This is a genomic window from Arthrobacter sp. W4I7, assembly GCF_030816215.1.
Taxonomy (GTDB): Bacteria; Actinomycetota; Actinomycetes; order Actinomycetales; family Micrococcaceae; genus Arthrobacter; species Arthrobacter siccitolerans_A.
Genome location: NZ_JAUSXU010000001.1, coordinates 4,123,582 through 4,147,990 on the forward strand (window position 1 = coordinate 4,123,582; position 24,409 = coordinate 4,147,990).

General features: G+C 65.9%; 25 protein-coding genes and 1 tRNA gene. 8 read left to right on the forward strand and 18 right to left on the reverse strand.

Annotated features, from left to right (window positions below; translation table 11 throughout):
- Positions 1–3 precede the first annotated feature (3 nt).
- From QF047_RS18700 to QF047_RS18715, 4 genes are all read left to right on the forward strand, one after another.
- Positions 4–945, forward strand: coding sequence for a transketolase (locus QF047_RS18700; RefSeq protein WP_306637707.1), 942 nt, complete (start codon positions 4–6; stop codon positions 943–945).
- Positions 942–1,973: a transketolase family protein gene (locus tag QF047_RS18705; RefSeq protein ID WP_307280140.1), complete on the forward strand. Its 1,032-nt coding sequence runs from the start codon at positions 942–944 to the stop codon at positions 1,971–1,973. The genes QF047_RS18700 and QF047_RS18705 overlap by 4 nt, the downstream gene beginning before the upstream one ends.
- A gap of 144 nt (positions 1,974–2,117) precedes the next feature.
- On the forward strand, positions 2,118–2,777 hold the full coding sequence (locus QF047_RS18710) for a GntR family transcriptional regulator (RefSeq protein ID WP_306639234.1): 660 nt from the start codon (positions 2,118–2,120) through the stop codon (positions 2,775–2,777).
- A 93-nt stretch (positions 2,778–2,870) separates the two neighbouring features.
- Positions 2,871–3,323: a transferase gene (locus QF047_RS18715; RefSeq protein WP_307280143.1), complete on the forward strand. Its 453-nt coding sequence runs from the start codon at positions 2,871–2,873 to the stop codon at positions 3,321–3,323.
- A gap of 73 nt (positions 3,324–3,396) precedes the next feature.
- On the opposite strand, the gene QF047_RS18720 is transcribed toward QF047_RS18715, so the two are convergent.
- The 12 genes from QF047_RS18720 to QF047_RS18775 form a co-directional block, all read right to left on the reverse strand.
- The gene (locus QF047_RS18720) at positions 3,397–4,470 is read right to left on the reverse strand and encodes a HoxN/HupN/NixA family nickel/cobalt transporter (RefSeq protein ID WP_307280145.1); all 1,074 of its coding nucleotides are present in this window, start codon (positions 4,468–4,470) and stop codon (positions 3,397–3,399) included.
- Positions 4,470–5,300 carry an urease accessory protein UreD gene (locus QF047_RS18725; protein WP_307282065.1) on the reverse strand — a complete coding sequence of 277 codons (831 nt, stop codon included), beginning with the start codon at positions 5,298–5,300 and terminating at the stop codon, positions 4,470–4,472. The genes QF047_RS18720 and QF047_RS18725 overlap by 1 nt, the downstream gene beginning before the upstream one ends.
- Before the next feature lie 143 nt (positions 5,301–5,443).
- Positions 5,444–6,061: an urease accessory protein UreG gene (gene ureG / locus QF047_RS18730; protein ID WP_307280148.1), complete on the reverse strand. Its 618-nt coding sequence runs from the start codon at positions 6,059–6,061 to the stop codon at positions 5,444–5,446.
- A gap of 28 nt (positions 6,062–6,089) precedes the next feature.
- Entirely contained in the window at positions 6,090–6,755 is a 666-nt protein-coding gene (locus tag QF047_RS18735) for an urease accessory protein UreF (RefSeq protein WP_307280150.1), read from the reverse strand.
- A 198-nt stretch (positions 6,756–6,953) separates the two neighbouring features.
- Entirely contained in the window at positions 6,954–7,433 is a 480-nt protein-coding gene (gene ureE, locus QF047_RS18740) for an urease accessory protein UreE (protein WP_307280153.1), read from the reverse strand.
- A gap of 25 nt (positions 7,434–7,458) precedes the next feature.
- The gene (gene ureC / locus QF047_RS18745; RefSeq protein ID WP_307280156.1) at positions 7,459–9,201 is read right to left on the reverse strand and encodes an urease subunit alpha; all 1,743 of its coding nucleotides are present in this window, start codon (positions 9,199–9,201) and stop codon (positions 7,459–7,461) included.
- Positions 9,198–9,536 (reverse strand): urease subunit beta, encoded by a 339-nt coding sequence (locus QF047_RS18750; RefSeq protein ID WP_306637699.1) that lies wholly within the window; start codon positions 9,534–9,536, stop codon positions 9,198–9,200. The genes ureC and QF047_RS18750 overlap by 4 nt, the downstream gene beginning before the upstream one ends.
- Before the next feature lie 10 nt (positions 9,537–9,546).
- The gene (locus tag QF047_RS18755; RefSeq protein WP_307280159.1) at positions 9,547–9,849 is read right to left on the reverse strand and encodes an urease subunit gamma; all 303 of its coding nucleotides are present in this window, start codon (positions 9,847–9,849) and stop codon (positions 9,547–9,549) included.
- Between the two features lie 253 nt (positions 9,850–10,102).
- On the reverse strand, positions 10,103–10,654 hold the full coding sequence (locus tag QF047_RS18760; protein WP_307280162.1) for a cysteine hydrolase family protein: 552 nt from the start codon (positions 10,652–10,654) through the stop codon (positions 10,103–10,105).
- A gap of 62 nt (positions 10,655–10,716) precedes the next feature.
- Positions 10,717–11,721, reverse strand: coding sequence for a LacI family DNA-binding transcriptional regulator (locus tag QF047_RS18765; RefSeq protein WP_307280164.1), 1,005 nt, complete (start codon positions 11,719–11,721; stop codon positions 10,717–10,719).
- Between the two features lie 101 nt (positions 11,722–11,822).
- The gene (locus QF047_RS18770) at positions 11,823–12,413 is read right to left on the reverse strand and encodes an HhH-GPD-type base excision DNA repair protein (RefSeq protein WP_306637695.1); all 591 of its coding nucleotides are present in this window, start codon (positions 12,411–12,413) and stop codon (positions 11,823–11,825) included.
- A 103-nt stretch (positions 12,414–12,516) separates the two neighbouring features.
- A complete protein-coding gene (locus QF047_RS18775) occupies positions 12,517–14,007 on the reverse strand; it encodes an alpha-N-arabinofuranosidase (RefSeq protein ID WP_307282068.1) in 1,491 nt (496 codons plus the stop codon).
- Positions 14,008–14,718: 711 nt separating this feature from the next.
- On the opposite strand from QF047_RS18775, the gene QF047_RS18780 reads away from it, so the two are divergent.
- The gene (locus QF047_RS18780) at positions 14,719–15,525 is read left to right on the forward strand and encodes an ANTAR domain-containing protein (RefSeq protein WP_307280169.1); all 807 of its coding nucleotides are present in this window, start codon (positions 14,719–14,721) and stop codon (positions 15,523–15,525) included.
- A gap of 2 nt (positions 15,526–15,527) precedes the next feature.
- On the opposite strand, the gene araA is transcribed toward QF047_RS18780, so the two are convergent.
- The 3 genes from araA to araB form a co-directional block, all read right to left on the reverse strand.
- The gene (gene araA / locus QF047_RS18785; RefSeq protein WP_307280172.1) at positions 15,528–17,048 is read right to left on the reverse strand and encodes an L-arabinose isomerase; all 1,521 of its coding nucleotides are present in this window, start codon (positions 17,046–17,048) and stop codon (positions 15,528–15,530) included.
- A 63-nt stretch (positions 17,049–17,111) separates the two neighbouring features.
- Entirely contained in the window at positions 17,112–17,813 is a 702-nt protein-coding gene (locus QF047_RS18790) for an L-ribulose-5-phosphate 4-epimerase (protein ID WP_307280173.1), read from the reverse strand.
- Complete coding sequence (gene araB / locus QF047_RS18795) at positions 17,810–19,576, reverse strand: ribulokinase (RefSeq protein WP_307280176.1); 1,767 nt, start codon at positions 19,574–19,576, stop codon at positions 17,810–17,812. Before araB ends, QF047_RS18790 begins: the two co-directional genes overlap by 4 nt.
- Positions 19,577–19,799: 223 nt before the next feature.
- Here araB and QF047_RS18800 point away from each other — a divergent pair, with 223 nt between their 5' ends.
- The gene (locus QF047_RS18800; protein WP_307280179.1) at positions 19,800–20,297 is read left to right on the forward strand and encodes a hypothetical protein; all 498 of its coding nucleotides are present in this window, start codon (positions 19,800–19,802) and stop codon (positions 20,295–20,297) included.
- A gap of 37 nt (positions 20,298–20,334) precedes the next feature.
- Here the strand turns inward: QF047_RS18800 and mmuM are convergent, their stop codons facing one another.
- The 3 genes from mmuM to QF047_RS18815 all read right to left on the reverse strand — a co-directional run bounded on the left by mmuM (position 20,335) and on the right by QF047_RS18815 (position 22,606).
- The gene (mmuM, locus tag QF047_RS18805) at positions 20,335–21,300 is read right to left on the reverse strand and encodes a homocysteine S-methyltransferase (protein ID WP_307282071.1); all 966 of its coding nucleotides are present in this window, start codon (positions 21,298–21,300) and stop codon (positions 20,335–20,337) included.
- Positions 21,301–21,344: 44 nt separating this feature from the next.
- Complete coding sequence (locus QF047_RS18810) at positions 21,345–22,361, reverse strand: LacI family DNA-binding transcriptional regulator (protein ID WP_306637688.1); 1,017 nt, start codon at positions 22,359–22,361, stop codon at positions 21,345–21,347.
- Between the two features lie 172 nt (positions 22,362–22,533).
- Positions 22,534–22,606 (reverse strand) — tRNA-Lys (locus QF047_RS18815).
- A gap of 177 nt (positions 22,607–22,783) precedes the next feature.
- Between QF047_RS18815 and QF047_RS18820 the strand changes: the two genes are divergently transcribed.
- Both QF047_RS18820 and QF047_RS18825 read left to right on the forward strand, forming a co-directional pair.
- Positions 22,784–23,443 carry a hypothetical protein gene (locus tag QF047_RS18820; RefSeq protein ID WP_306637687.1) on the forward strand — a complete coding sequence of 220 codons (660 nt, stop codon included), beginning with the start codon at positions 22,784–22,786 and terminating at the stop codon, positions 23,441–23,443.
- A gap of 347 nt (positions 23,444–23,790) precedes the next feature.
- The gene (locus QF047_RS18825; RefSeq protein ID WP_306637686.1) at positions 23,791–24,408 is read left to right on the forward strand and encodes a DUF47 domain-containing protein; all 618 of its coding nucleotides are present in this window, start codon (positions 23,791–23,793) and stop codon (positions 24,406–24,408) included.
- Position 24,409: the final 1 nt, after the last annotated feature.

Genomic DNA, 24,409 nt, shown 5'->3' on the forward strand with positions numbered 1-24,409 from the left:
GCAATGCCAACCAATACCGTCCAGGACCTGGCAGCACAGGCCAGGGTGAACGACGACGGCGCTGTGCAGGGCCTCCTGGCCGGCGCCGGGACAGGGCAGGACCGCCTCGCAAAGATCAGCGCCGCGGCGTACCGGATCAGGCACCACGCCCTGAACATGGGTGAGGTGCAGGGCCAGGGCTATGTGGGCCAGGCCCTGGGCGCCGCGGACATGCTCGCCACCGTCTACGGCGACCAGCTGAACTTCCGCGCCGAGGATCCGCACTGGGAAGCACGGGACAGGTTCCTGCTCTCCACCGGCCACTACGCGATCGGCCACTACGCAGCGCTGGCCGAAGCCGGGATCGTCCCGGTCGAGGAGCTGGAAACGTATGGCTCGGACGATTCCCGGCTGCCGATGTCCGGGATGTCCACTTACACGCCCGGCATGGAAATCTCCGGCGGTTCCCTGGGGCACGGCCTGACCATCGCTGTGGGTATGGCCCTGGGCCTGCGGTACCAGGGCTCGAGCGCAAGGGTGTTCAACTTCCTCTCCGACGGCGAACTGGACGAAGGCTCCACCTGGGAGGCCGCCATGGGCGCCCATCACCACCAGCTGGGCAACCTCACCGCCATGGTGGACATCAATGCCCTGCAGGCCGACGGCAAGACAGACACGGTGCTGCGCACCGAGCCGGTGACCGAGAAGTGGGAATCATTCGGCTGGTACACCCAGCGCGTGGACGGAAACGACGTCGGCGCGCTGCTCGCAGCGTTCGACAACGCAGCCGCCCAGGCCGCCGCCGTCGGACGCCCTTCAGTGATCCTGTGCGACACCAAGGTGGGCCGCGGCGTACCCCTGCTCGAGGACCGCGAAAAGGCGCACTTCATGCGCATCGAAGAACACGAATGGCAGACCTGCCGCGAGCAGCTCACCGCCGGATACGAAGGAAAGGCTTCAGCATGAGCACCACCACCACGGCCGTTTCGGCACCTGCAGCCACGACAACAGCCGCGAAGCCGAAGCTCAAGACCTCGGCCATGATCGCCTCCTTTGCCGACCCCGGCCAGAAAACCAGCTCCGCACCGTTCGGGCACGCACTGGTCAAGGCCGCGCAGGAGAACGACAAGATCGTGGGCCTCACCGCGGACCTCGGCAAGTACACCGACATGCACATCTTCGCCAAGGCCTTCCCCGAGCGGTTCTTCCAGATGGGCATGGCCGAGCAGCTGCTCTTCGGCGCCGCGGCCGGCCTGGCCGAAACCGGGCTGGTGCCGTTCGCGTCGACGTACTCGGTGTTCGCCGCCCGCCGCGCCTACGACTTCCTGTGCCTCGACGCGGCCGAACCGAACCTGAACGTGAACATCGTGGGCGGCCTTCCCGGCCTGACCACCGGGTACGGCCCCAGCCACCAGGCCACGGAGGACATGGCGATCTTCCGCGGCATGCCCAACCTGACCATCGTGGACCCCTGCGACTCGATCGACATCGAGCAGGCAGTCCCGCAGCTGGCAGCCAGCGAAGGTCCCACCTACCTGCGCCTGCTGCGCGGCAACGTGCCCACCGTGCTGGACGAGTACGGCTACACGTTCGAGCTCGGCAAGGCCAAGGTCCTGCGCGGAGGCAACGACGTTGTCTTTATATCGAGCGGCCTGATGACCATGCGCGCCCTGCAGGCGGCCAAGGCCCTGGCGGCACACAACGTGGACGTCGCCGTCGTCCACACCCCCACCATCAAACCCTTCGACGCCGAAACGGTCCTCGCCGAAATCAACACCGACCGTCTCGCTGTGACGCTGGAAAACCACTCCGTGGTGGGCGGTCTCTTCGAGACAGTAGCCTCCGCCGTGGTCACCGCAGGGATTGGCAAGCGCGTGGTTCCCGTGGCACTGCCGGACCAGTTCCTCGACGCCGGCGCCCTTCCCACCCTCCACGACCGCTACGGCCTCGCGGTAGACCGCATCGTGGCAAAGGTGCTCGCCGAACTCGGCTAGCCGGCCCGCGCTGGACGGGGTTCAGGAGGAGCGATCCTCAGGAGCAGAAAGCACGGCACCAGTCCCGTTCGGTGCCGTGCTTTCTGCCGTACTATCGAAACAACGACTGTAAACACTTGACTTATGACATTGAGGACAGACGACATGGCCGGAATGACAGCACCACTGCTCGGGCTGCAGAAGAAAAGCCTGCGCGAGCAGGCGCTTTCGGCGCTGAGGACCGCCATCACCAGCGGTGAGCTGGAACCCGGCCGCCACCTGGTGGAAACCGAACTCTCGGACATGCTCCAGATCAGCCGCGGCACGTTGCGTGAGGCACTCCGGCAACTGGAGCAGGAAGGCCTGTTGTCCGCCGGGCCCCGCGGCCGGCTTTCGGTCCGCCACTTGGATGAAAAGGAAATCCGCGACATCTACTCCGTCCGCGCCGCCTTGGAGTCCCTGGCCGCGCGGACCTTGTGCGAACTGCCGGACCGGCAGCACGTCATTGGCTCACTGCGCTCAGCCATCGATGCGATGAAGGCGGCGGAGAAGGCAGGCCTGCAGGAGCGCGTTGAATCGGACCTGGAATTTCACCGCACCCTGTGCCGGCTCACGGAGAACGAGACCCTGCTGCACACGTGGGAATCGCTGGAAGGCTCCATCCGCATGTCCATCATGTTTGCGGGGCTGGAGAAGGGCGTCAAAAACATGAGCGTGGACCGCCACCACGATATTGTGGCGGCGATCGAAACCGGTGACGCGTCCCTGGCCCGCAAGACCATCCGGGAGCACATGGACACTGCCGCGGCCAACCTGGTGGCCTGAGCTACCGCCCTTCGCACTACGCGGGAATCCCTTTGAGTTGCGGGCCGTTAACTGAATGTACAGAAGACGCCGCGCGTTTTAGCGAGGGATTGAATGAACGCGAAGTTTGTATCAGTTGAAGACGACGCCGGGAAGGTCACCCGCTATGTCCGCCATGCCAACGGCGGCGGGCTTATCGGTCCCGGTGCCATCGTCGCCGACACCGCACGCATCGGGCCGATGACGTATGTGGAGCACGGCGCGCGGATCGGCTCGGGCTGCCGGATTGGCCATGGCAGCTGGATTGACCGCGATGCGACCATTGGCGACCGCGCGGTGATCGGTGACGGCGTGCGGATCGGCCGCGGCACAGTGGTGGGCAGCCGGGTGCATATCGGAAGCCATTCGCGGATTGGCTCCGGCGTCCTGATTGAGCACGGGGCGCACCTGCACACCGACACCACAGTTCCTGACGGCGGGCACGTCCCCATGGGTCCGCACGTACGCGTCGGTGACCAGGCGAAGAACCGGCCGCACCGGAAGAGCAAAGGCCGGATGGCGGCCTGATCCTGCCGGCAGGGCAGGCGGCTCCTGACCGGCCAGCCTGAGGGCCGCCCGCTTCCCCTGTTTCGCCCGTTTCCTACGGCCTCGAGCTGCCCGTCAGCCGCACCTTCAATGCCGCAGCGGCCCACACCGCCAGCAGCAGCGCCACGAGCAACAGGCCTGCATCGCCCAGGTCGATGGACCCGAGCCATCCGGTGACCGGGTCCTCCAGGGCGAATGCCGCGTTGGTGAAGCCGCCCAGCGTGATCACGGCGATGAACAAGGCGGACACAGCGGAGATGCCTGTCACCAGGGCGTTGAAGCCCAGTTTCCTTAGCGGGTCAGCGATGGCTGACCGATACATCCGCATCATGGCCATGCCGTTCAGGGAATCGCAGAGGGTCATGGCGGCGGTGAACGCGAGCGGCAGTGCCAGCAAGGCGAAGGGCGGCACCCCGGCCAGGGACGCCGCCGTCGTCATCATCAGCAAACCGATGGTGGTGGCGGTGTCAAAGCCCAGACCGAACAGGAAGCCGATCACGTAGATGTTGCGCGGCCGCCGCACCCGGGACAGCGGCCGGGCGAGAAGCCGGGCCACCAGTCCCTGCGGCTGGAGGTCCAGCGGATCGACGGCAGCTCCGGCCCGTGCCCGGCGGTAGGCGCGGGCCGAGCGGGCGAACGCCGAGCCATTGAACAAGCCCATCGCCAGCAGGAACAGCCCGGAAACGCCGCTGCCGATCAGGCCGAGCACCAGGTTGCCGGCGGAGCCGTCCTGCATCACCTCCCCCACCACCGCGGCGCCTGCGATCACCAGGACACCGGCGAGCGTCACCACGGAGCTGTGGCCCAGGCTAAAGGCGAACCCGACACTCACCGGGTCCTGCCGGTCTGCCGCAAACTTGCGGGTGGAGTTGTCGATGGCCGCGAGGTGGTCCCAGTCGTAGCTGTGCTTCACGCCGGCGAGATAGGCGGTCAGGACCAGGCCCCAGGTGAGCGCCTGCGCTCCGCTCCCGCCAGCGCTGCCCGTGCCGCCTGTGCTGCCGGCGAGCAAAAGTACGACGGCGGCTGCGTGCAAGGCGGCTACCGCACCGAACATGCACAGCAGGCGCGTCCGCAGCGGCAGCGCTTCCCGCTCCCGGTACCGGGCGGCCATGTTCGCGATGGCTGTCATCAGTGCTTCCTCAGGTCCAGTGGTTCCTGCCCGTACCACTGCTTGCGGAGGAGGGCCGTGCAGGCGCCGAGAAGGAGGTTCAGTTCTCCGGTGCTGTTGGAGAGAGAGCGAAGGACCAGGCCGGTGGTTCCCTCGACGGTGCGGGTCAGTGAAATACCGGTCAAGGCATCGCGTCCCGACGTCAGGTGGTGAAGCTCATCCGCGAGCGCCTGGCCTACGCGGGCGTCGACAACAATCAGCGATCCCAGGTGGCTGAACCCCTCCATGAACCCCAGCCCGGTGACATCCCCCATCGGTGGCCGGATCAGCAGGTTGTCGAGCGCCAGGAGCAGGCTGCCTTCGTCCGTTTCAACGTGGATCGCGTTCCGCAGCCGCACTTCCTCGTACCGGAAAGCGGCTCCGTCCGGAGACCACCCCGGAGTCACCACTTCAGCCATCACCAGGCTCGACGACGGCCGGACCGTCACGGAGGTCCGTTGCCGGTAGCTGGCCTCCCGGTAGGCAATGAGCTGGTCGGGCACCAGCTCCAGCCGGGCCCCCTCCCCCAGCCGCAGGCTCATCCGCTGCTCAGCAAACGAACCAGGAGTCCGATAAACCTTCGTGGCGGACTGGGTGGTGAGCAAAAGGTCAGCACCGTCCCCGACTTCAACATCGAGGACAAAGAGATCCGCCCCCAGGTAAGCGCCACCAGGATTCACCACGACATAACAAACCTGCCCGGAGTCATCCAGATAGTGCGGGCGAAGTACCCTCAAAGCACCCCGATGGTACTGATGCGCCGCAACTGAACGCTGACCGCGCAAGGCGACCCGAAGCTCAAGCTCCCCCATGAGTGCTCGTCCGTGGTTGGGTCCGCCGGCTTCGCCGGATTTGGGGCCGTGCCCGCTTCGCGGTGCCCACCACGCCGCGGCCCCCAAATCCGGCCTCGCCGCCTCAGCGAGTACGTCACCTTTGCGCAGGTCCACAGCCATGTCTATTGCGCCAGGTCGAGCATCAGGACGTCGCGCCGAATCCAGTCAATGACCTTGTCCAGGCCCTCGTCAGTTTTCAGGTTAGTGAAACAAAAAGGCCTATCCCCTCTAAAGTCCTTCGAATCTTTCTCCATTAGATTCAAATCCGCCCCGACGTGCGGGGCGAGGTCGGTTTTGTTGATGATGAAGAGGTCGGATTTGATCATGCCCTGGCCGGCTTTGCGCGGAATTTTCTCGCCTTGGGCCACGTCGATGATGTAGATGGAGAAATCGACGAGTTCGGGGCTGAAGGTGGCGGAGAGGTTGTCGCCGCCGGATTCGACGAAGATGACCTGCAGGTCGGGGTGCCGGGCTTTGAGTTCCTCGATGGCGGCGGTGTTCATGGAGGTGTCTTCGCGGATGGCGGTGTGCGGGCAGCCGCCGGTTTCGACGCCGATGATCCGGTCTACGGGGAGGATGCCGTTGGCGGCGAGGATTTTGGCGTCCTCGATGGTGTAGATGTCGTTGGTGATGGCGGCCATGGAGATTTCGCCGCTCATGTGCCGGGTGAGGCGCTCCACGAGCTGGGTTTTGCCTGCTCCGACGGGTCCGCCAATGCCGATTTTGATGGGTTCGCTCATTGTTTCCTCCTTGAATTCAAAAGCACAGTTAGCTCATGAACATCCGGGCACGTTGCCGTTCGTGCCGCATTTGTGAAATTTCGAGTCCGGGGCTGACGGCACCGAAGTCGTCCGGCGTCAGGTGTGGGATCCGTTCGACGGCGGCAGCGACGTCGTCGGCCGCTTGCCGCAGCAGCCGCTGGCCGGCGTTCTGCCCCAGCGGGATGGCGCGGACGGCGTTCTGGGTCAGGGACGTGACGGTGGCGAAAAGGTAGGCGGCGAGCGCTTCCCGCAGCGGCACACCGAGCGAACGGGCGACGACGGCGAACGCCAGCGGCTGATGCCCCGCGGCGCAGCCGTTGGTCACCAAGTCCCGATACACCCCCAGCTCAGTCGACGGAAACACCTCACTGCCAATCTCCAGCAGCCGCAAGCCCATCTTGACAGAGGCCTCCCGAACCTGCCGAGGCAAAAGCGAAGCAGAGAGCAAAGAATCCAGCTCCCCAACATCCCAGCCCTCATAAAAAAACCGAACGGCAAGGCCATCGGAATAGGTCAACTGCTGCCCAATAAAAGCGGCCAACCACCCACCAAAAGAAGCCTCATCAGCGACCACCCCGGCGTCGACATAGCTCTCAAAACCGAAGGAGTGCGCAAAGGCCCCAGTAGGCAAAGCGGAATCAACCAATTGCTGCAAGGCAAGCTGGTAATTCATGACAAGCACCTCGACAAAAGGTGGGCTTTTGGATCGGCGGAGACGGGAGATAGGGGCCGCGGCGTGGTGGGCCTCGTGGGGGGCCCACTGGCGCGAGGGCCCCGACCCGAGCTTGCGAGGGTTGGGAGCGCCAGGGGACGGGCACGGCCCCTATCTCCCGTCAAAGCCCCCAAGGCGCACCCGGTCGAAGGAGCCGAGTTAATGCGAATGCTCAGCATGGCGGAAAGGCACAGGCATGACGCGTTCCTGGCGGGTGTAGGGCACTCCGACGTGGCGAAGGTAGTCCTCGACGGTGTGGTCGTAGGCGCACACCATGACGTCGGCCCCGTACTCGGACGCCGAGTCGAAGAACTGGGCCTGGAGGTGCCGGTTGCCGAGGGAGTGGGCCACGACGCCCATCTCGTGTATCGAACGGGGCGCGATCACCAGCACGTCGGTGGGCAGCACTGACACCACGATCATGTTGGATTTTTCCACGTGCAGGATGTCGCCGTCGCGCAGGTCGCCGGAGCCGGAGGGCAGCCGGATGCCGATCTCCTTGCCGTGGTCGGTAGTGGCGCGCTGGATGCGTTTGACCAGCTGGGCGCTGGGCAGGACCACTTTTTCCTGGTGCAGGTTGGCATAAGCGTGCGGGTCCGGCAGTTCGTGCAGGTTGCCGAGGACTTTTTCGATGATCACGTGGTTCTCCGACGTTGGATGAGTTCTAGAACAGGAAGTAGCGCTGGGCCATGGGCAGGACGTCGGCGGGCTCGCAGGTGACGTCCTCGCCGTCCACCGTCACCTGGTAGGTTTCCGGGTCCACCTGGATATCCGGGGTCGCGTCGTTGTACTTGAGGTCGGCCTTGGTGAGGGTGCGGATTCCCGAGACGGGCCGGATGACCTTCTCCAGCCCCAGCTCGTGGGGCACGCCGGCGTCGATGGCAGCCTGCGAAAGGAACGTGATGGAGCACTGCTGGACTGCCTTGCCGAACGAGCCGAACATCGGACGCATGGTGCGGGGCTGCGGGGTGGGAATGGAGGCATTGGCGTCGCCCATGAGTGCGTAGGCAATCTGGCCGCCTTTGAGCACCAGCTCCGGTTTCACGCCGAAGAAGGCCGGATCCCACAGCACCAGGTCCGCAAACTTACCCACTTCCACGGAGCCCACCGAGTCCGCGATGCCCTGGGCTATGGCCGGGTTGATGGTGTACTTGGCCACGTAGCGCTTGAGCCGGAAGTTGTCGCTGCCCGCACTGCCGTGAGCGCCGGCTGCTTTGTCCCCGCGGGGGTCTTCCAGGACGCCGCGCTGCTTCTTCATCTTGTCCGCCACCTGCCACGTGCGGGTGATGACTTCACCCACACGGCCCATGGCCTGCGAGTCCGAGGAGGTGATGGAGAAGATGCCGAGGTCCTGCAGCACGTCCTCGGCGGCGATGGTCTCGGCCCGGATCCGGGAATCGGCGAAGGCGACGTCCTCAGGGATATCCGGGTTGAGGTGGTGGCAGACCATCAGCATGTCCAGGTGCTCTTCGATGGTATTGCGCGTATACGGCAGCGTGGGGTTGGTGGATGCCGGCAGGACGTTGGGCATCCCGGCGATCTTGATGATGTCCGGGGCGTGCCCGCCGCCGGCGCCTTCGGTGTGGAAAGTGTGGATGACGCGGCCGTTGATGGCACGGATGGTGTCCTCCACGAACCCGCACTCGTTCAACGTGTCGGTGTGGATGGCCACCTGGACGTCGTATTCGTCGGCCACAGTCAGGGACATGTCGATCGAGGAGGTAGTGGACCCCCAGTCCTCGTGGACTTTCAAGCCGATGGCCCCGGCGCGGATCTGCTCGGCCAGGGGTTCGACGGCGGATGCGTGGCCCTTGCCGAACAGGCCGATGTTCACGGGGAATCCCTCAGCCGCCTGCAGCATCCGCTGGATGTGCCACTTTCCGGGGGTCACGGTGGTGGCCTTGGTGCCTTCGGCGGGGCCGGTGCCGCCGCCGATCATCGTCGTCACGCCGCTGGTCAGTGCCGTGGGGATCTGGTCCGGGGAGATGAAGTGGATGTGCGTGTCCACGCCCCCGGCGGTAAGGATCTTGCGTTCCCCCGCGATGATCTCGGTGCTGGCGCCGATCACGATGTCCACGCCATCAGTGATCTGCGGGTTGCCGGCCTTGCCGATCCGGAAGATGTGCCCGTCTTTGAGGGCGACGTCCGCCTTGTAAATGCCGGTGTAGTCCAGGATCACCGCATTGGTGATGACGGTGTCGGGGATGTCCTCGTCCCGGGTGGCCTGGCCGTTCTGGCCCATCCCGTCCCGGATAACCTTGCCGCCGCCGAACACCACCTCCTCGCCGTAGACCGTGAGGTCCTTCTCAATCTCGAGGAACAGGTCCGTGTCTGCCAGGCGGATGGCGTCGCCCGTGGTGGGGCCGTAAAGATCGGCGTATTGCCGGCGGGGAATTTCAAAGCTCACTGGGCGTCCTTCTCTTCATGGCCGGGCTGAGCCAGTTTGCCGTTGACCGCATTGCTGAGCCCGTACACCTCGCGGCTGCCGGCGAGTTCGATCAGCCGGACGTTCCGGGAGTCCCCCGGTTCGAACCTGGCGGCGGTCCCTGCCGGTATGTCCAGCCGGCGGCCATAGGCTGCTTCGCGGTCAAAGGCCAGAGCGGCGTTGGCTTCGGCAAAGTGGAAGTGCGAGCCCACCTGGACAGGCCTGTCGCCGGTGTTGGTGACGACGACGTCGATCGCCTCCCGCCCGGCGTTCGCCGTCACCGGTTCGGGGCGAAGGATGTACTCTCCTGGAATCATGACCTGCCCTTCAGCGGATGGGGTCGTGGACGGTGACGAGCTTGGTGCCGTCCGGGAAAGTTGCCTCGATCTGCACGTCGTGGATCATTTCCGGCACGCCTTCCATCACGTCATCCCGGCCCAGCAAGGTGGTGCCGTAGCTCATCAACTCGGCGACGGTGCGGCCGTCCCGGGCCCCCTCGATCAATTCGTAACTGATGACGGCAACGGCCTCGGGATAGTTGAGCTTGAGTCCGCGGGCCTGGCGGCGACGGGCCAGATCGGCGGCCACCACGATCAGAAGCTTTTCCTGCTCACGGGGCATGAGATGCATAAAGGTCCCTTCAACGGCCAGCGGACGGCTGCTGCCCACAATAGGTTGCGGACGTTTCAGCCACGTTTCAGGCTCATTATGCGGGGCTCTCCACTTCCGGAGCGTGCAACGCGCAGCGCGGGGTTTCCCCAGGTTTCATTCCGCCCACAGGGAGGACGACGGCGTTTCGCCGGGACACGCCGTCGTCCGTCCTTAAAGGTGGGGAGATTAAGGGGGGTGCACTCAGTGGGAAGGCTCCCCGCCAGAGGGAACCCTAGGGTGCCAGCCGCGCGAGGATCTCCTCAGTGGACTGGACGGGCTGGCGGTAGGTGCTGGACAGGATGCGCAGCATGTCCGCCGCGTCCTGGCTGTCCTCGGAGGCCATGGCTTCCTCCGCGTAGGTGACCCGGAGGTTGTGGGCGAAGGCGTCGGCGCCGGTCTGGGCGATGCAGTTGTGGGTGGAGACGCCGGCGAGCACCACCTCCTCCGCACCCCAGTTGCGGAGGCGGGACAGCAGGTTCGTGCCCACAAAGGCGCTGTCCCTCGTTTTGTTCAGCTGGGGCAGGCCGTCGATGGCCAGCCCGGGCACAGCTTCGGCCTGCCTGCTGCCGCGGAAGATAAAGCCCTGGTCGTCGTCGAGCATGTTCAGCGTCCATGTGGATTTGTCGCGTTCGTGCTCGGTGCCCACCAGCAAAGCCTTGTGCCCGCTGGCCTTGAAAGCCTCGAGCAACCTGTTGCAGGACGCCACCAGGTCCTCCTGCCGGGCTGCCAGTTCCGGCGCCTCGAAGTACGCGTTCTGCATGTCGATGACAAGAAGGGCAATCATCCAAGAACCTTTCCACGGTTTGCTCGTGCCGGAAACGTACCCTGCGGCCGGCCGGCCGAAACCTAGGGTGCGGATTCGCGGATCTGCAGCTGGAACCCGGCTTCCACGTGCACGCCCTGCTCCGCCATCTCATGCGCTTCGATCCTGTCGATGAGCAGGGCGATGGAACGCTCGGCGATTTCGGCCATGCCGGGTGAAACCGTGGTCAGGGAGGGCGAGGCGAACCGGGCCTCGTCGATGTCATCAAAACCGGCCACAGCCACCTGCTCCGGCACCTTGACGCCGCGGATCTGCAGCTCGTGCAGGGCTCCGAGGGCCATGGCATCGTTCAGCCCGAACACCGCGTCGAATTCGACACCCCTGTCCAGGAGCCCGGCCACGGCCGCTGCACCCCCGTCGCGGCGCCATTCACAGGGCGCGATCAGGGCGGGGTCGAAGGGGAACCCTGCCTTGTCCAGTACGCGCCGGTAGCCGTTGAGCCGGAGCCCGGCGCTTCCGCCGGACTCGTCCGCGTGGGCGCCAAGGACTGCGATCCGACGGCGGCCACCCGCCACCAGGTGCGCTGTCAATGCTGCCGCGGCTTCCTCGTTTTTCATGGTGACCAGATCGAACCGTGGATCAAGGATATGTTCGCCCAGCATCACCAGCGGTTTGTTGCCCAGGCGGCCGGCAATCGCGTCGGCGTCCATGGCCAACGGGGTGAACAACAGGCCGTCGGTGTGCTGGCGGAACGGCCCCTGCAGGGCGTTCAGTTCCGCATCCGCCACGGCATCGGACTGCTCCACCAGGACCCGGTAACCGCGCTGCGATGCGGCCTTCATCAGCCTCGAAGCCAGCTCGGCGTAATAAGGGGCAGAGAGGTCGGACAGGACCAGGCCCAGCATGCGGGTCTTGCCGGAGCGGAGGCTACGTGCTGTCAGGTTGGCCTCGTAGCCCAGCTCGGCGATGGCATCCTGGACCCGCTGCTTGGTGGCAGGACGGATGAACTCGTAGTCGTTGAGGACGTTGGAGACCGTTTTCAGCGACACCCCCGCTGCCCGTGCAACGTCGTTCATGGTGACCGCCATGATGGCTCCTTCTTGTGGTTCCGCCTGTTCCTGCCATACATCGTTGCAGAAGATGCGGCTGTGGCGGGAACCCGCCGTCGGAACGGGGCAGAAGCAGCTGGTCAGTCCTTTGCCTTCGCCGCCTTCGCTGCGGCTTTGGCCGCCTGCTTGCTGGCGCGGACTTTCACCAGGGACCCGGGATCAACGATGTCCGCGACCGAGAGGTACGAACCTTCCTCGCCGTAGTGCCCGGCGGCCTCCCGCCAGCCCGGCGCCTGGAGGCCGCGCTGCTTGCCCAGCAGGGCGAGGAAGATTTTGGCCTTCTGCTCCCCGAAGCCGGGAAGGGCTTTGAGCCGGCGCAGGACTTCGGCGCCGTCCGGGTTGCCCTTGGTCCAGATCGCGGCCGCGTCACCGTCCCATTCGTTCTGGACTGCTTCCGCGAGCGCCTGGACCCTGGCCGCCATTGAGCCCGGGAAGCGGTGGACAGCAGGGCGTTCCTTAAACATCTCCACGAAGGCCTGCGGCTCCTGGGATGCGATTGCTTCCGGGGCGATGGACCCGATCCTGGTCCGGATTTTCTCCGGGCCCGCGAAGGCTGATTCCATGGTCACCTGCTGGTCCAGCAGCATGCCCGTCAGCAGCGCAAAGGCGTCTTCACTCAACAACTTGTCCGCGGCGGGATCCCCCGTGATGTGCAGTTCCATGCCGTCCATCCTCCCAGAGGTTGGCAGGTGCGTCAGCGGGACACCGGAATTCACTTCCGGCGCCCCGCTGAGGCTGTGTTCCCGCTCCGGTTACTCGCCGGCGGCGGGCAGGCTACTGGCCGACGGCGAGCCGGATCATGGACCAGGATACTGCCGGCAGCTCGGCGGTGAGGCGGCCGCCGTCGGCCTTGGCCGAGACGTTCTCGGCCGGCAGGACCGAGGTCGAATCATCCGCCGTCGCTTGCCAGTAGGGGTCCTTGTTCGCGTAGGTGAGAGCTTCCAGCACCCGCACGTTGCCCAGGCCGGACACCATGGCGTCCAGGCCGAGCGAGTCAGTGGCTGAGCGGTTGACGGCGAACACTACGGCCTCGCCTTTGTCTGCGTCATACGTAGCGACGGCGGACACGGCGGCAAAGCCGGCGGTCTTGCCGCCGCTGACGAGCGGGGATTCCACGGCGAGCTGCAGCACGGTTCCGGAGGCGTGGCGGGAGGTGAGCGCGAACGGGTGGAATGTGGTTTGCTTCCAGGCGCGGCCGCCGGGCTCGGTCATGATGGGGGCGATCACGTTAACCAGCTGCGCCAGGCTGGCTGAGTGGACGCGGTCAGTGTTCTTGAGCAGGGTCACCAGGAGGTCCCCGACGACGACGGCGTCCGCAACGGTGTAAGTATCCTCGAGCAGGACTGGGGCAACGGGCCAGTCCTTGCCGGTTGGCGCACGCGATTCGTCCCGGCTCATGTGCCAGACGTTCCATTCGTCAAAGGAGATATTGACCTGCCTGGTGGATTTCTTCACCGACTTCACGTGGTCGATGTGGCTCACGATGTGGTGGATGAAAGTTTCCATCCGGTGGCCGGCGGAGAGGTGTTCCTGCAGGTCGCCGAAGTCCTCGAAGTACTGGTGCGCCGAAATCAGGTCCACCAGCTCGTAGGTCTCGGAGAGAACCACCCGCTCCCATTCGCCGAAGGTGCTCAACGTGGGCCCGGAGCTGCCGCATGCCACAAGCTCGAGGTCGGGGTCGATCATGCGCATGCCGCGGGCGGTGTCCGCAGCGAGCCGTCCGTACTCAAGGGCGTTCTTGTGGCCGATCTGCCATGGCCCGTCCATCTCGTTGCCCAGGCACCACATCTTGATGCCGTAGCCGTTTTCCGCCCCGTTGGCCCTGCGCTGGTCCGAAAAGGCCGTGCCGCCGTCGATATTGCAGTACTCCAGGAGGTCCAGCGCTTCCTGCGTGCCGCGGGTTCCGAGGTTCACTGCCATCATGGTTTCCACACCGGCCTTGGCTGACCACTTGGCGAACTCGTCCACACCCACGAGGTTGGGGTCTGTGGAGTGCCAGGCGAGGTCGAGCCGGACGGGGCGCTTGTCCGCGGGGCCCACGCCGTCCTCCCAGCGGTAGCCGGACACGAAGTTGCCGCCCGGATAACGCACCGTTGAGACGCCGAGTTCGCGCGTCAGCTCCAGTACGTCGCCGCGGAAGCCGTCCCCGTCCGCCGTGGGGTGTTCCGGCTCGAAGATGCCGGTGTAAACACAGCGGCCGAGGTGCTCCACGAAGGCACCGAAGGTGCGGCGGCGGACCGGCCCCACCATGAAGGCAGGGTCCATGGTGATTTTTGCCGCTGCTGGGCCAGGTGCTGCAGGTCCTGCTGCCGGCGAATCGGATCCGGCGGGTCCGGTGGACCGGCCAGGGGCGGTGGATTCTGTTGATGCCACGAAAACGTCCTCGTTCCTCGTTCTTTTACAACGTTATAGAAATATTGTTGGGGGTTCCGCGGATTGAGTCAAGCGCCCTGCCATTGATCGTTCCGGGCAAGGCGGCATGCGGTCTCCGCCGGGCACACGCCGCCCACCTGCGGCAACACCAAAAAGAAGCCAGTGGGAGGCAAACCCAAGTAGTACCTAATCTCAAAAACAAGTACCGGTTACGCATTCACCGCGAACGGCCGCGCCACTAGGTTTTTCCTCAGAGACAAGACGGGTTCCGGCCCGCAGTACTTGGCTCACGAGGGGGAAGTGAGACTGGCAATGCACCAACAACACGCAAACTCCGATTTCCCGGGCCGGCGCACCCGGGTATTGAGCGGGGCCGGCGACGAGGAGGCCTTTGAGACCAAGGCCTCTCCCCCAGCCGTCGCCGGCCCTCTGGTTTCCCAGCAAGGCCCCGTTCACCATCCTCGCGGACCTGCCACACACGGAAGCCCGGCAGTCGCGCGCGTTCCCCACGGCAGCACCGCACCTGCCAGCACTGGACCTGGAAGCACTGCACCTGGAAAGGGCGCACCTGGCAGCACTGCACCTGGAAACGGCGCACCGCGAATGGCCGGATCCGGGAAGGCAAGGCCGCCCGCGGCATCCGGCTCCCCCAACGGGACGCCGAGCGCAATCCTGCTGGACCTCGTAACCGGCGCCGAAACGCTGCGCCACTCCCTTGAACTGCTGGCAGCCGCATCAGCGCGGGCTGTTGTGGGCACGGCCGGCCCCGTAATCGAGTGCGGCGTGGTGGTGCGGCAGCCGAAGAGGAGCCCGGTCATTACCGGTACTTCCGGAGAAGTCATCCGCTTGCTGGAATGGGAACAGGAAAAGGGCGAAGGTCCCGTCAATGACGTCCTGGCCGGCGGACATCCCGTAGCCGTGCTGCAGAGGAGCGGCGATTTCCGCTGGCCCCGGTATTGCCAGGAGCTACAGAAGGCGAACCTTGGCAGCGTCCTGGGCACACGGCTCCGCCTGGAGCCGGACAACGAGGAACCTGCTGACGGTGCCGTCCCCGTCCGCGAGACCACGGCCGCCCTGGCGTTCTTTGCCCAGGACGCCAAGGCGTTTCCACTGCAGGTGATCTCGGAGGCACGCTCCTTCGCCGGCCTCGCCGCGAAAAGCCTTCAGATGGCTTTGGACCTCCATAACGCCAGGTCCACTGCATCGGATCTGCGGCTCGCCCTGGACAGCCGTACGTCCATCAACGTTGCCTGCGGCGTGATCATGGCCCAAAACAGGTGTTCCTACCATGAGGCGTTTTCAATCCTCGCCCGGGCCTCCAGCCACCGGAATATCAAGGTACGCCTGGTCGCGGAGGACATCCTCGAGCGGCTGCCCGAGGGCCCTCCGCGGGCGCACTTCGGCCACTAGCCCTAGATTCCGCCGGCCAGCTTGTAGTAGGCGGCGTTCCAGTTGAGGTCCTTCTTGAACTGCCGGATGGTGGTTCCCTCGTCGATGGTCAGCAGCTCCGTTTTGGCGATCTCGGCGAAGTCCTCGAACACGTCCATGCCCACCTGGGTGGAGAGCACGGTGTGGTGTGCGGCGCCGGCGGTGAGCCAGGCGGCGGCGGAGGTGGCGAAGTCCGGCTGAGGCTGCCAGAGGGCGCGGGCCACCGGCAGGTTGGGCAGCGGCTGGTCCAGGGGAACGACGTCGACGGCGTTGGCCACCAGGCGGAACCTGTCCCGCATGTCGGACAGAGCCACCACCACGCCCGGTGAGGCATCGGCGTCGAACACCAGCCGGACAGGGTCTTCCTTGCCGCCGATGCCCAGCGGGTGGATCTCCAGGCGCGGCTTACCGGCAGTCAGCGACGGGCAGACCTCCAGCATGTGCGCACCGAGGATCTTCTCGGAGCCTGGTTCCAGGTGGTAGGTGTAGTCCTCCATCAGGGACGCGCCGCCGGGCAGCCCGGCGCCCATCACCTTCGCGGCGCGGACCAGGATGGCGGTCTTCCAGTCGCCCTCGGCGCCGAAGCCGTACCCGGCCGCCATGAGCCGCTGCACGGCCAGGCCCGGAAGCTGACGGAGCGCACCCAGGTCCTCGAATGACGTGGTGAACGCGGCCGATCCGTTGGCTTCCAGGAAGCTGCGCAGGCCCAGTTCGATCCGGGCGCCGTAGCGCAGCGATTCATGCCGGGCGGCGCCTGCGCGGAGCTCCGGCACCACGTCGTAAAGGTCCTCGTACTCGGCAACGATTGAGTCGACGTCGGCCTCTGCGGCCCCGTGCACGGCATCGGCGAGCTCGTTGACGGACCACGTGTTAACCGCGACGCCGAAGCGCAGCTCGGCCTCCGTCTTGTCGCCTTCGGTGACGGCCACGTTGCGCATGTTGTCGCCGAAGCGGGTCAGCTTCAGGGTGCGGACGGCGGCCCAGCCGGCGGCCGCGCGCTGCCAGGAACCCACCTGGCGCGCCACCTCCGGGTTGGAGACGTGCCCCACGACGGTTTTGCGGGCGATGCCCAGGCGGGACTGGATGTAGCCGAATTCCCGGTCGCCGTGGGCGGCCTGGTTCAGGTTCATGAAGTCGAAGTCGATGTCCGCCCAGGGCAGGTCCCGGTTGACCTGGGTGTGCAGGTGCAGCAGCGGCTTGCGGAGCAGGTCAAGGCCTTGGATCCACATCTTGGCCGGGCTGAACGTGTGCATCCAGGCGGTGACGCCGATGACGGAATCGTCCGAGTTGGCCTCAAGGGCGGTGCGGCGGATCGCATCGGAATCGGTCAGGACCGGCTTCCACACGATTCGGACCGGCACCGACGAGGAGGCGTTGAGCCGGTTGGCGATCTCCTGGGACTGGGCGGCCACCTGTTTGAGGACGTCCTCGCCGTAAAGGTGCTGGCTGCCGGTGAGGAACCAGACCTCGTAACCGTCAAGGGAAGTGTTTGCTGCGGTGCTCATGGGTTCTCCTTGGGAGTAAAACTCGGGCGGCCGTTATTGGCCGGGCTGTTGCTGTCCGGGCCGTTATTGGCCGTAGACGTTCTGGTAGCGGGCGTAGAGGGAGTCGATATGACCCTGGTCGATGGGGACGGGTTCACCGAGCTGCCGGGAGATGTGGACCGTCCGGGCCACTTCCTCACACATCACGGCCGCTTTCACCGCCGATTTGGCGTCCTTGCCGATGGTGAACGGGCCGTGGTTTTGCATCAGCACGGCCGGGGAATGGGAGTTCTTGAGCGTCTCCACGATGCCGTGGCCGATCGAGTCATCGCCGATCAGGGCGAACGGGCCTACCGGGATGGATCCGCCGAATTCGTCGCTCATCATGGTGGGCACGCACGGGATGGCTTCCCCGCGGGCGGCCCAGGCGGTGGCGTACGTGGAATGCGTGTGCACCACCCCGCCCACCTCGGGCATGTGCCGGTAAACGTAGGCATGTGCCGCGGTGTCCGACGACGGCGACAGCGCCGGGTTGCCCCACTCACCCGTTGCATCTCCCGGAACAGGCACGCCATACAGGTCCGTGACCACCATCTGGTCCGGCGTCAGGTCCTGGTACGAAACCCCGGAGGGCTTGATGACCATCAGCTCGTGGCCGGGGACGCGGGCCGAGACGTTGCCCGCCGTCCATACCACCAGTTCATACCGCGTCAGCTCGGCGTGCAGGGCGCAGACTTCAACCCGGACCCGGGCGATGGTTTCGAGGATTCCCGTTCCGGCGCTCATGCGGACACCTCCACGGCAGCCTCAGCAGCGGCAGCCCCCACCGGGGAACCCGCAGTTCCCCCCAAGGAACCGGCAGCCCTGCGCTGGATGGCCTTGAGCCGGTGCATTGCGTTGTTGGTGCCGCGGCCGAAGTAGTCGTGCAGTGTCTTGTATTCCTGGAACAGTTCCTCGTAGGCGGCCACGTTTTCAGGAATCGGGGTGTACACCTCGCCCGGTTCCGAACCCATGGCGGCGGCAGCTTCGCGGATGTTGGCATACTTACCGGCGGCGACAGCGGCGTGGATGGCCGAGCCCAGGGCCGGGCCCTGGGCTGAACCGATGGTGGATAGCTGCAGTCCAGTGGCATCCGCATAGATCTGCATCAGGAGCGGATTCTTGAGCAGCCCGCCGGCCACGATGAACTCCTTGACCGGGACACCGGAGTCACGGAAGGCGTCCACGATGGTCCGGGTGCCGAAGGCGGTGGCTTCCAGCAGCGCGCGGTAGGTGTCCTCGGGCCGGGTGGCGAGGGTCTGGCCCACCACGATGCCGGACAGCTCATGGTCCACCAGCACTGAGCGGTTGCCCGAGTGCCAGTCCAGCGCGATGAGGCCGTGTTCACCGATGGCCTGCCGGGAGGCGAGGTCGGTGAGGTATTCGTGGATGCCCAGCCCCGCAGCGTCGGCGGCCTGATGGTATTCCGGCGGCACCGCGTACTTGGTAAACCAGCCAAAGATGTCGCCCACGCCGGACTGGCCGGCTTCGTAGCCCCAGAGTCCGTCCACGATGCCGCCGTCAACCACGCCGCACATCCCGGGCACTTCGCGGAGCTCGGTGCCGTTCATGACATGGCAGGTGGAGGTGCCCATGATGGCCACCAGCTGGCCCGGATCCACTGCGCGCGCGGCCGGAGCGGTGACGTGGGCGTCCACGTTGCCCACAGCGACGGCGATGCCCTCGGGAAGGCCGGTCCATTCAGCAGCCTCCGCGGTGAGGTAGCCCGCGGCGTCGCCCAGGCGGCCAATGGTGTGTTCCAGCTTGGCGCTGACGAAATCCTTGAACTGGGGGTTCAGTGCCGCCAGGAAGTCCTCCGACGGGTACCGCCCGTCCTGGTAAATGCCCTTGTAGCCGGCGGTGCACGCATTCCGGACGTACTGGCCGCACAGCTGCCAGACGATCCAGTCCGCGGCCTCCACCCAGTGGTCCATTTCGGAATAGGCGTCGGGGTCCTCTTCCAGCAGCTGCAGGCCTTTGGCGAACTCCCACTCCGAGGAGATCAGGCCGCCGTAGCGCGGCAGCCAGTCCTCGCCGCGTTCGGCGGCGAGCTGGTTGATCCTGTCCGCCTGCGGCTGGGCGGCGTGGTGGCGCCAGAGCTTCACGTAGGCGTGGGGGCGGTTTTCGAACCCCGGGAGCTCGTTCAGCGGGGTGCCGTCCGCCTTCACCGGCACCATGGTGCAGGCGGTGAAGTCCGTGGCGATTCCGACGACGGCGGCCGGGTCAATCCCGGCGTCAGCGATGGCGGCGGGAACAGCGTTCCGCAGGACGTCCCGGTAGTCGTTCGGCACCTGAAGTGCCCATTCCCCCGGAAGCCTGACGCTCTTTCCGTCAGCGCCGTGGCCCGCCAGGTCCTCCGGAAGTACATCCGTAACCACTGCATGCGGGTACTCGTACACGCCGCTGCCGAGCTCCTCGCCGTCCCGCACCCGCACCACCACGGCCCGTCCTGACAGCGTTCCGTAGTCCACGCCGATGACGTAATTGTCCGTGTCCACTCTGACGTCCATAAAACTTTCCTCCAGTAGCTGCCGCAGCTTCGCGGCGCTCTTAATTGTGAGCGCTAACAACAATGAAGTCAATGCCAGGAGTTTCGAAACCCGGCATGCGGCTGCACGTCCAGCTCCATGCGTACTGCACCCGACGCTCGGAAAAACTGTGCGAGGCTGCCCAAAAGGGGTAGGGACAGGATGAACCCGCCGGAACAAACGCCAGGCGACAAGAAGGGGCTCCGTGGAAACCGTGCAACCCAAAGAGCGCACTGCATCCCGCGTATGGTTGGCCGGCCCGCTCTCCACCGGGCTTGGATTGGTGGCGCATGTGGCAGCCGGCGGACCGGTGCCCTCACTGATGATCCTCGCGGCCCTGGCTGCGCTGATGGGCATGGCGGCAGCGATGGTGGGCCGGTTCAGCTTGCCCGGCTGGACCGTGCTGCTCGCGTGCGGACTCGCCCAGCAACTGCTCCATCTGGGGTTTGCAGCGTTTTCCGGCGGTTCCGGTGAGGGGCTGTCCGGCCATGGGCACGGCGGCAGCGTGCTGAACGTTGACCCCGCCCAAGGTCCTCCCCCGGCCGGCGGGGCGGCCTCGCCCGCGGGATACTCGCTCCAGCTGATGCTCCACGTGCACATGGCGGCGGCGCTGGCAGCCTACGCCGTCATGAACTACTGGCCCAGTTTTGCCCGCTGGCCCCGTCGCGTCCAGGCAGCCCGGCAGAAGTCCCCCGCTGCCTAGGGAGTCGCCGGATGTGATCTCAGGTCACGCGGCGAAATTAGGGCTGCCGCCAGAGCCGTGCCAAAGCGGCAATGTCGTTTGGTGTGGTCCGGCAGCAGCCACCCACCATGCGCACGCCACGTTCCTGCCACGCCGGGATTCCTTCCACGAGGCTGGCCGGCGGCCGTTCGGTTCCTGCCCCTCCGCGGGCGGACACGGCCGGTCCCCAGGTCTTGGTGGTGGCGTCGTAGGTTTCCCCGGAGTTGGGGTAGGCGATCAGCGGTTTGCGGCTGGCCCGGCCCAAAGCGTCCAATGCCGGGGTGACCAACTCCAGCGGAACGCAGTTCACACCAATGGCGGCGACCAGCGGCTCAGCATCGCAGAGTTCCGCTACCCGTTCGAGCGGCGTGCCGTCACTGATGTGCGCTCCGTCCCGCAGCGTGAACGTCAGCCAGGATCCGACGTCGAACTCCGCAATCAGTTCCAACAGCGCCTCAGCTTCAGGCAGTGAGGGCAACGTTTCGCAGGCAAGGACATCGGCTCCCGCTGCCACGAGCGCCGCGACCCGCGGCCGGTGGAATTCCATAAATTCGTTCCTGGTGAGCGTGTAGTCGCCGCGGTATTCGGACCCGTCGGCAAGGTAGGCCCCGTAAGGTCCAACAGATCCGGCCACCAGCAGCGGACCGGACTCCGGGTTCCCGGCCAGGTACTCACGGCGGGCTTCGTCAGCCAGGCGGACGCTCATGGCAACGCGTTCCAAGGCTTCGGCTTCAGGAATTCCCCGGCGCGCAAACCCAAACGGCGTGGCCTGGTAGCTGGCGGTGATGGCGACGCGCGCCCCGGCTTTGAAGTAGTCGAGGTGGACCCGCCTGACGAGTTCCGGCTGCTCCAGCAGGACTTTAGCGGACCACAGCGGGTCCTCGAGGTCGCAGCCATGCGCTTCAAGCTCCGTGGCCAGCGCACCGTCCAGAACCAGGTTCTCTCCGGCGTCGAGCAGTCGGGACAGGGCGTTGCTGCGGGGCATCACGTCAGGCTGGGGCATCACCTCAGGCTACAGCGAAGGCGGTGCTAGGGGTGCGGTGCTGCGGTGCTCTCCCGCGGCACCAGCTCCGGGGTGACTACTGTGGAAGTCACCGGGGCCCCGGCTTCAATTTCCTTCAGCATGGCATCCATGCAGCGCCTGCCCAGCTCTTCGAAGTCCTGGCGCACCGTGGTGAGGGGCGGGGTGAAGTAGCCCGATTCGGGCTGATCGTCGAATCCCACTACGGAGACGTCGTCGGGCACCCGCACGCCTGCCTCGTTGAACGCCCGCAGCACGCCGAGGGCCATTTGGTCGTTGCCGACAAACAGGGCGGTTGCCGTCCGCTCCGCCGCCAGGCGCCGCCCGATCGCGTAGCCGCTTTCCGCGCTCCAGTCACCTTCCAGCAGCAGGTCATCGTCCAGACCTGCCTGCTTCAGGGCCGCGCGCCACCCGTCGGTGCGGAGCGCGCCGTCGATCCAGTCCGCCGGCCCGGCAACGTGGCCGATCCTGCGGTGCCCGAGTTCGATGAGATGGCCGACGGCGATCCGGGCGCCGCGTTCCTGGTCCACCATCGCGCCGCTGACGGCATCATTGCCCGGCGACCCGACGGCCACCACCGGCACTCCGGGGTTGAACTCTTCCAGGATCCGCAGGGTTTCGGTGTGCGGCACCAGGACCGCGATCCCGTCCACGGACTGGTCAGTGAAGTGCCGCAGCGCATCGAAGATGGCGTCCCTGCCGACGGAACGCAGCGCGGCGATGCTGACGAAGTAGCCGGCGTCCCGCGCCGCGCGCTCCACCCCCAGCATCGTGTTGGCCGGGCCGTACTGTGAAAGCTCGCTGCCCAGTACGCCGATGGTCTGCGAGCGCCGGGTCACCAGGCTCCGTGCCGCGGTGTTCCGCCGGTAGCCCAACTGCGCGATGGCGGCCTCGACCTTTTCACGCGTTGCCTTGCTGACGTTGGGGTGGCCGTTGACTACCCGGGAAACGGTCTGGTGCGAAACACCAGCAAGTTCTGCCACGTCCTCGAGCCGCGGCAGCCGCCCGGTGCTGCTTTTTGTCATGTCCCCATTGTGCCCGCTTGCTGCCGGTACCCGTTGGCTGGCTGGTCCCTGTCCTGTTTCTGTCAGTTGTTGGCCGCCAACCCCTAACCCCAGCTTGATGCCCGTGGCCCCAACGAAAAATCCCCCGGCGGCCTTGGGAGGCTGCCGGGGGATTCCCGCTCTTCGTAAAGAGTGGGCCCTGTGGGGCTCGAACCCACGACCCACGGATTAAAAGTCCGATGCTCTACCAACTGAGCTAAAGGCCCCTGCCGGGCTGTAGCGGCACGCTGCGCCAGCCTGCCCGGCCCAGTCCATTTCTGGACATTTAATACTCTAACCCATGGTCCCGGCCCGATTGAACGCAAGGGGGACCCGTCGTCGGGCTCGTTGACAGGGGTCCTGATGCTCGATTTCCGGCAGGGCACAGGAGTAGCGTGGGTGGCATGAGCGAGCAACCAGGTCCCAGTCCGTACGGCGGCGCCAACCGGCACCATAAGCCGAAGCCTTTCGCCCCCGTGGACTTCGAGCCTTTTGCCGGCGGCGCAGATCCCGCGCGGGTGTCCGAAGCCGCCCACCTCGCCGCGCAGGCGCTGGTCCGGCACGGCCGCGACAGCGATGATCCGGCGGTGACCGAGCGGCTCGTCCGGCTTGCCGACGAGCAGGGACTGGACGCCATTGCCGAGATGTGGGCGGAGAGCCCGGCCAGGTCGCTTCCCGGCGCACTCTGGCGCCTCTACGCCTTGCGGGCGGCTACGGTGCAGGACCCGGAGCGCATTTCCGTGTACTTCCGGGCCGGCAAGGACACGGCCCAGGTTTCCAATGTGGTGGCAGGTGCCGCCGAGCCTCCCGGAGCGGACGAGATGAAGACGATGGCGGACGCCATCCTGTCCGGCGCGTTCGACGGCGAGTTCGACGTTGCGCTGGAACGTTCCGCCGCCTTCTGCCGTGTGGTGGCGCTCGGCCAGGCGACGCTTGCCGATGGTGCCGACTACGGCAACGAGGCCCACGCGAGCAAACTCACCCGCAACTCCCACCAGCTGGTGAAAACCGCCGAAGACCTCGAGCACGCCGCCAACGCCTGGCGGCTGGGCGAGCTGGACTAACACAGCGGGCGCGCAGGCGGGCAGCGCCCAATTCCAGTGGCCCAAGACCGGGGATCTGTCAATGTTGACTTGGGCCAACCAACGTAGAACACTGAAACTGGTGCCGAGCCGCGAAACCCCCGGGCTTCAACATTTAGCCGCCTAGAGCGGCCTACCGCCGAGAGGCGTATCCGGTTCGGCACCATTTTTATGCCCGCCGCCTGTCAGTCCGGTCTTGGCCCGCCTCTTCCTGTTAGCCCATTTCAGGGGCCTTTTGCGGACCGGTAGAGTTAGCGTTGGTTGCGCCGGGGTCAGGTCACACGGCAGGCAACTCCCGCCCTGTACTTTTTCCGGAGACCGGTAACTACGTGAAACTGCGCCTTTTTCCCCAGGAGCCCGCCGGGCTGAACCTCTTATCGCAAATGGCGCAACAAATCGTGTTGGGCAGCGCCACGCTCGCCGAAATCCTTGGTGTCCCCGCCGACGAGCACGGCAAGCTCGTGGAGGACATGCACAACCACGAGGCACGGTCCGCCGAACTGCATTTCGCCCTGCTCACCCACATGCGCACCAGTTTCGTGAATCCGCTGCCCCGCGAGGACATGTACGCCCTCTCCCGCTACCTCAATGAGGCCATCGAGAAGCTGGATGCCGCCGCAGAACTGGTGGCGCTGTACCGGCTGGAGCGGCTGCCCAAACGGGCCGCGGACCAGCTGGAAATCATCAGCCGGCAAGCCGAGCTCACGGTGGACGCCATGCGCCGGCTCGACGACCTGGACGACCTGGAGGACTACTGGATCGAAATCCTCCGGCTGGCCAAGCGCGCCGAACGGACGCACCGGGTGTGGGTGGCGGACATGATCAGCGACATGAAGTGGGCGCAGTACTCCCGCAACCGCGATATTGCCAACCAGCTGGTGGACGTCACCAAGGACATGCGGCGCATCGCCACCCAGGTAGGCAGCATCATCGTCAAGGAATCGTGAG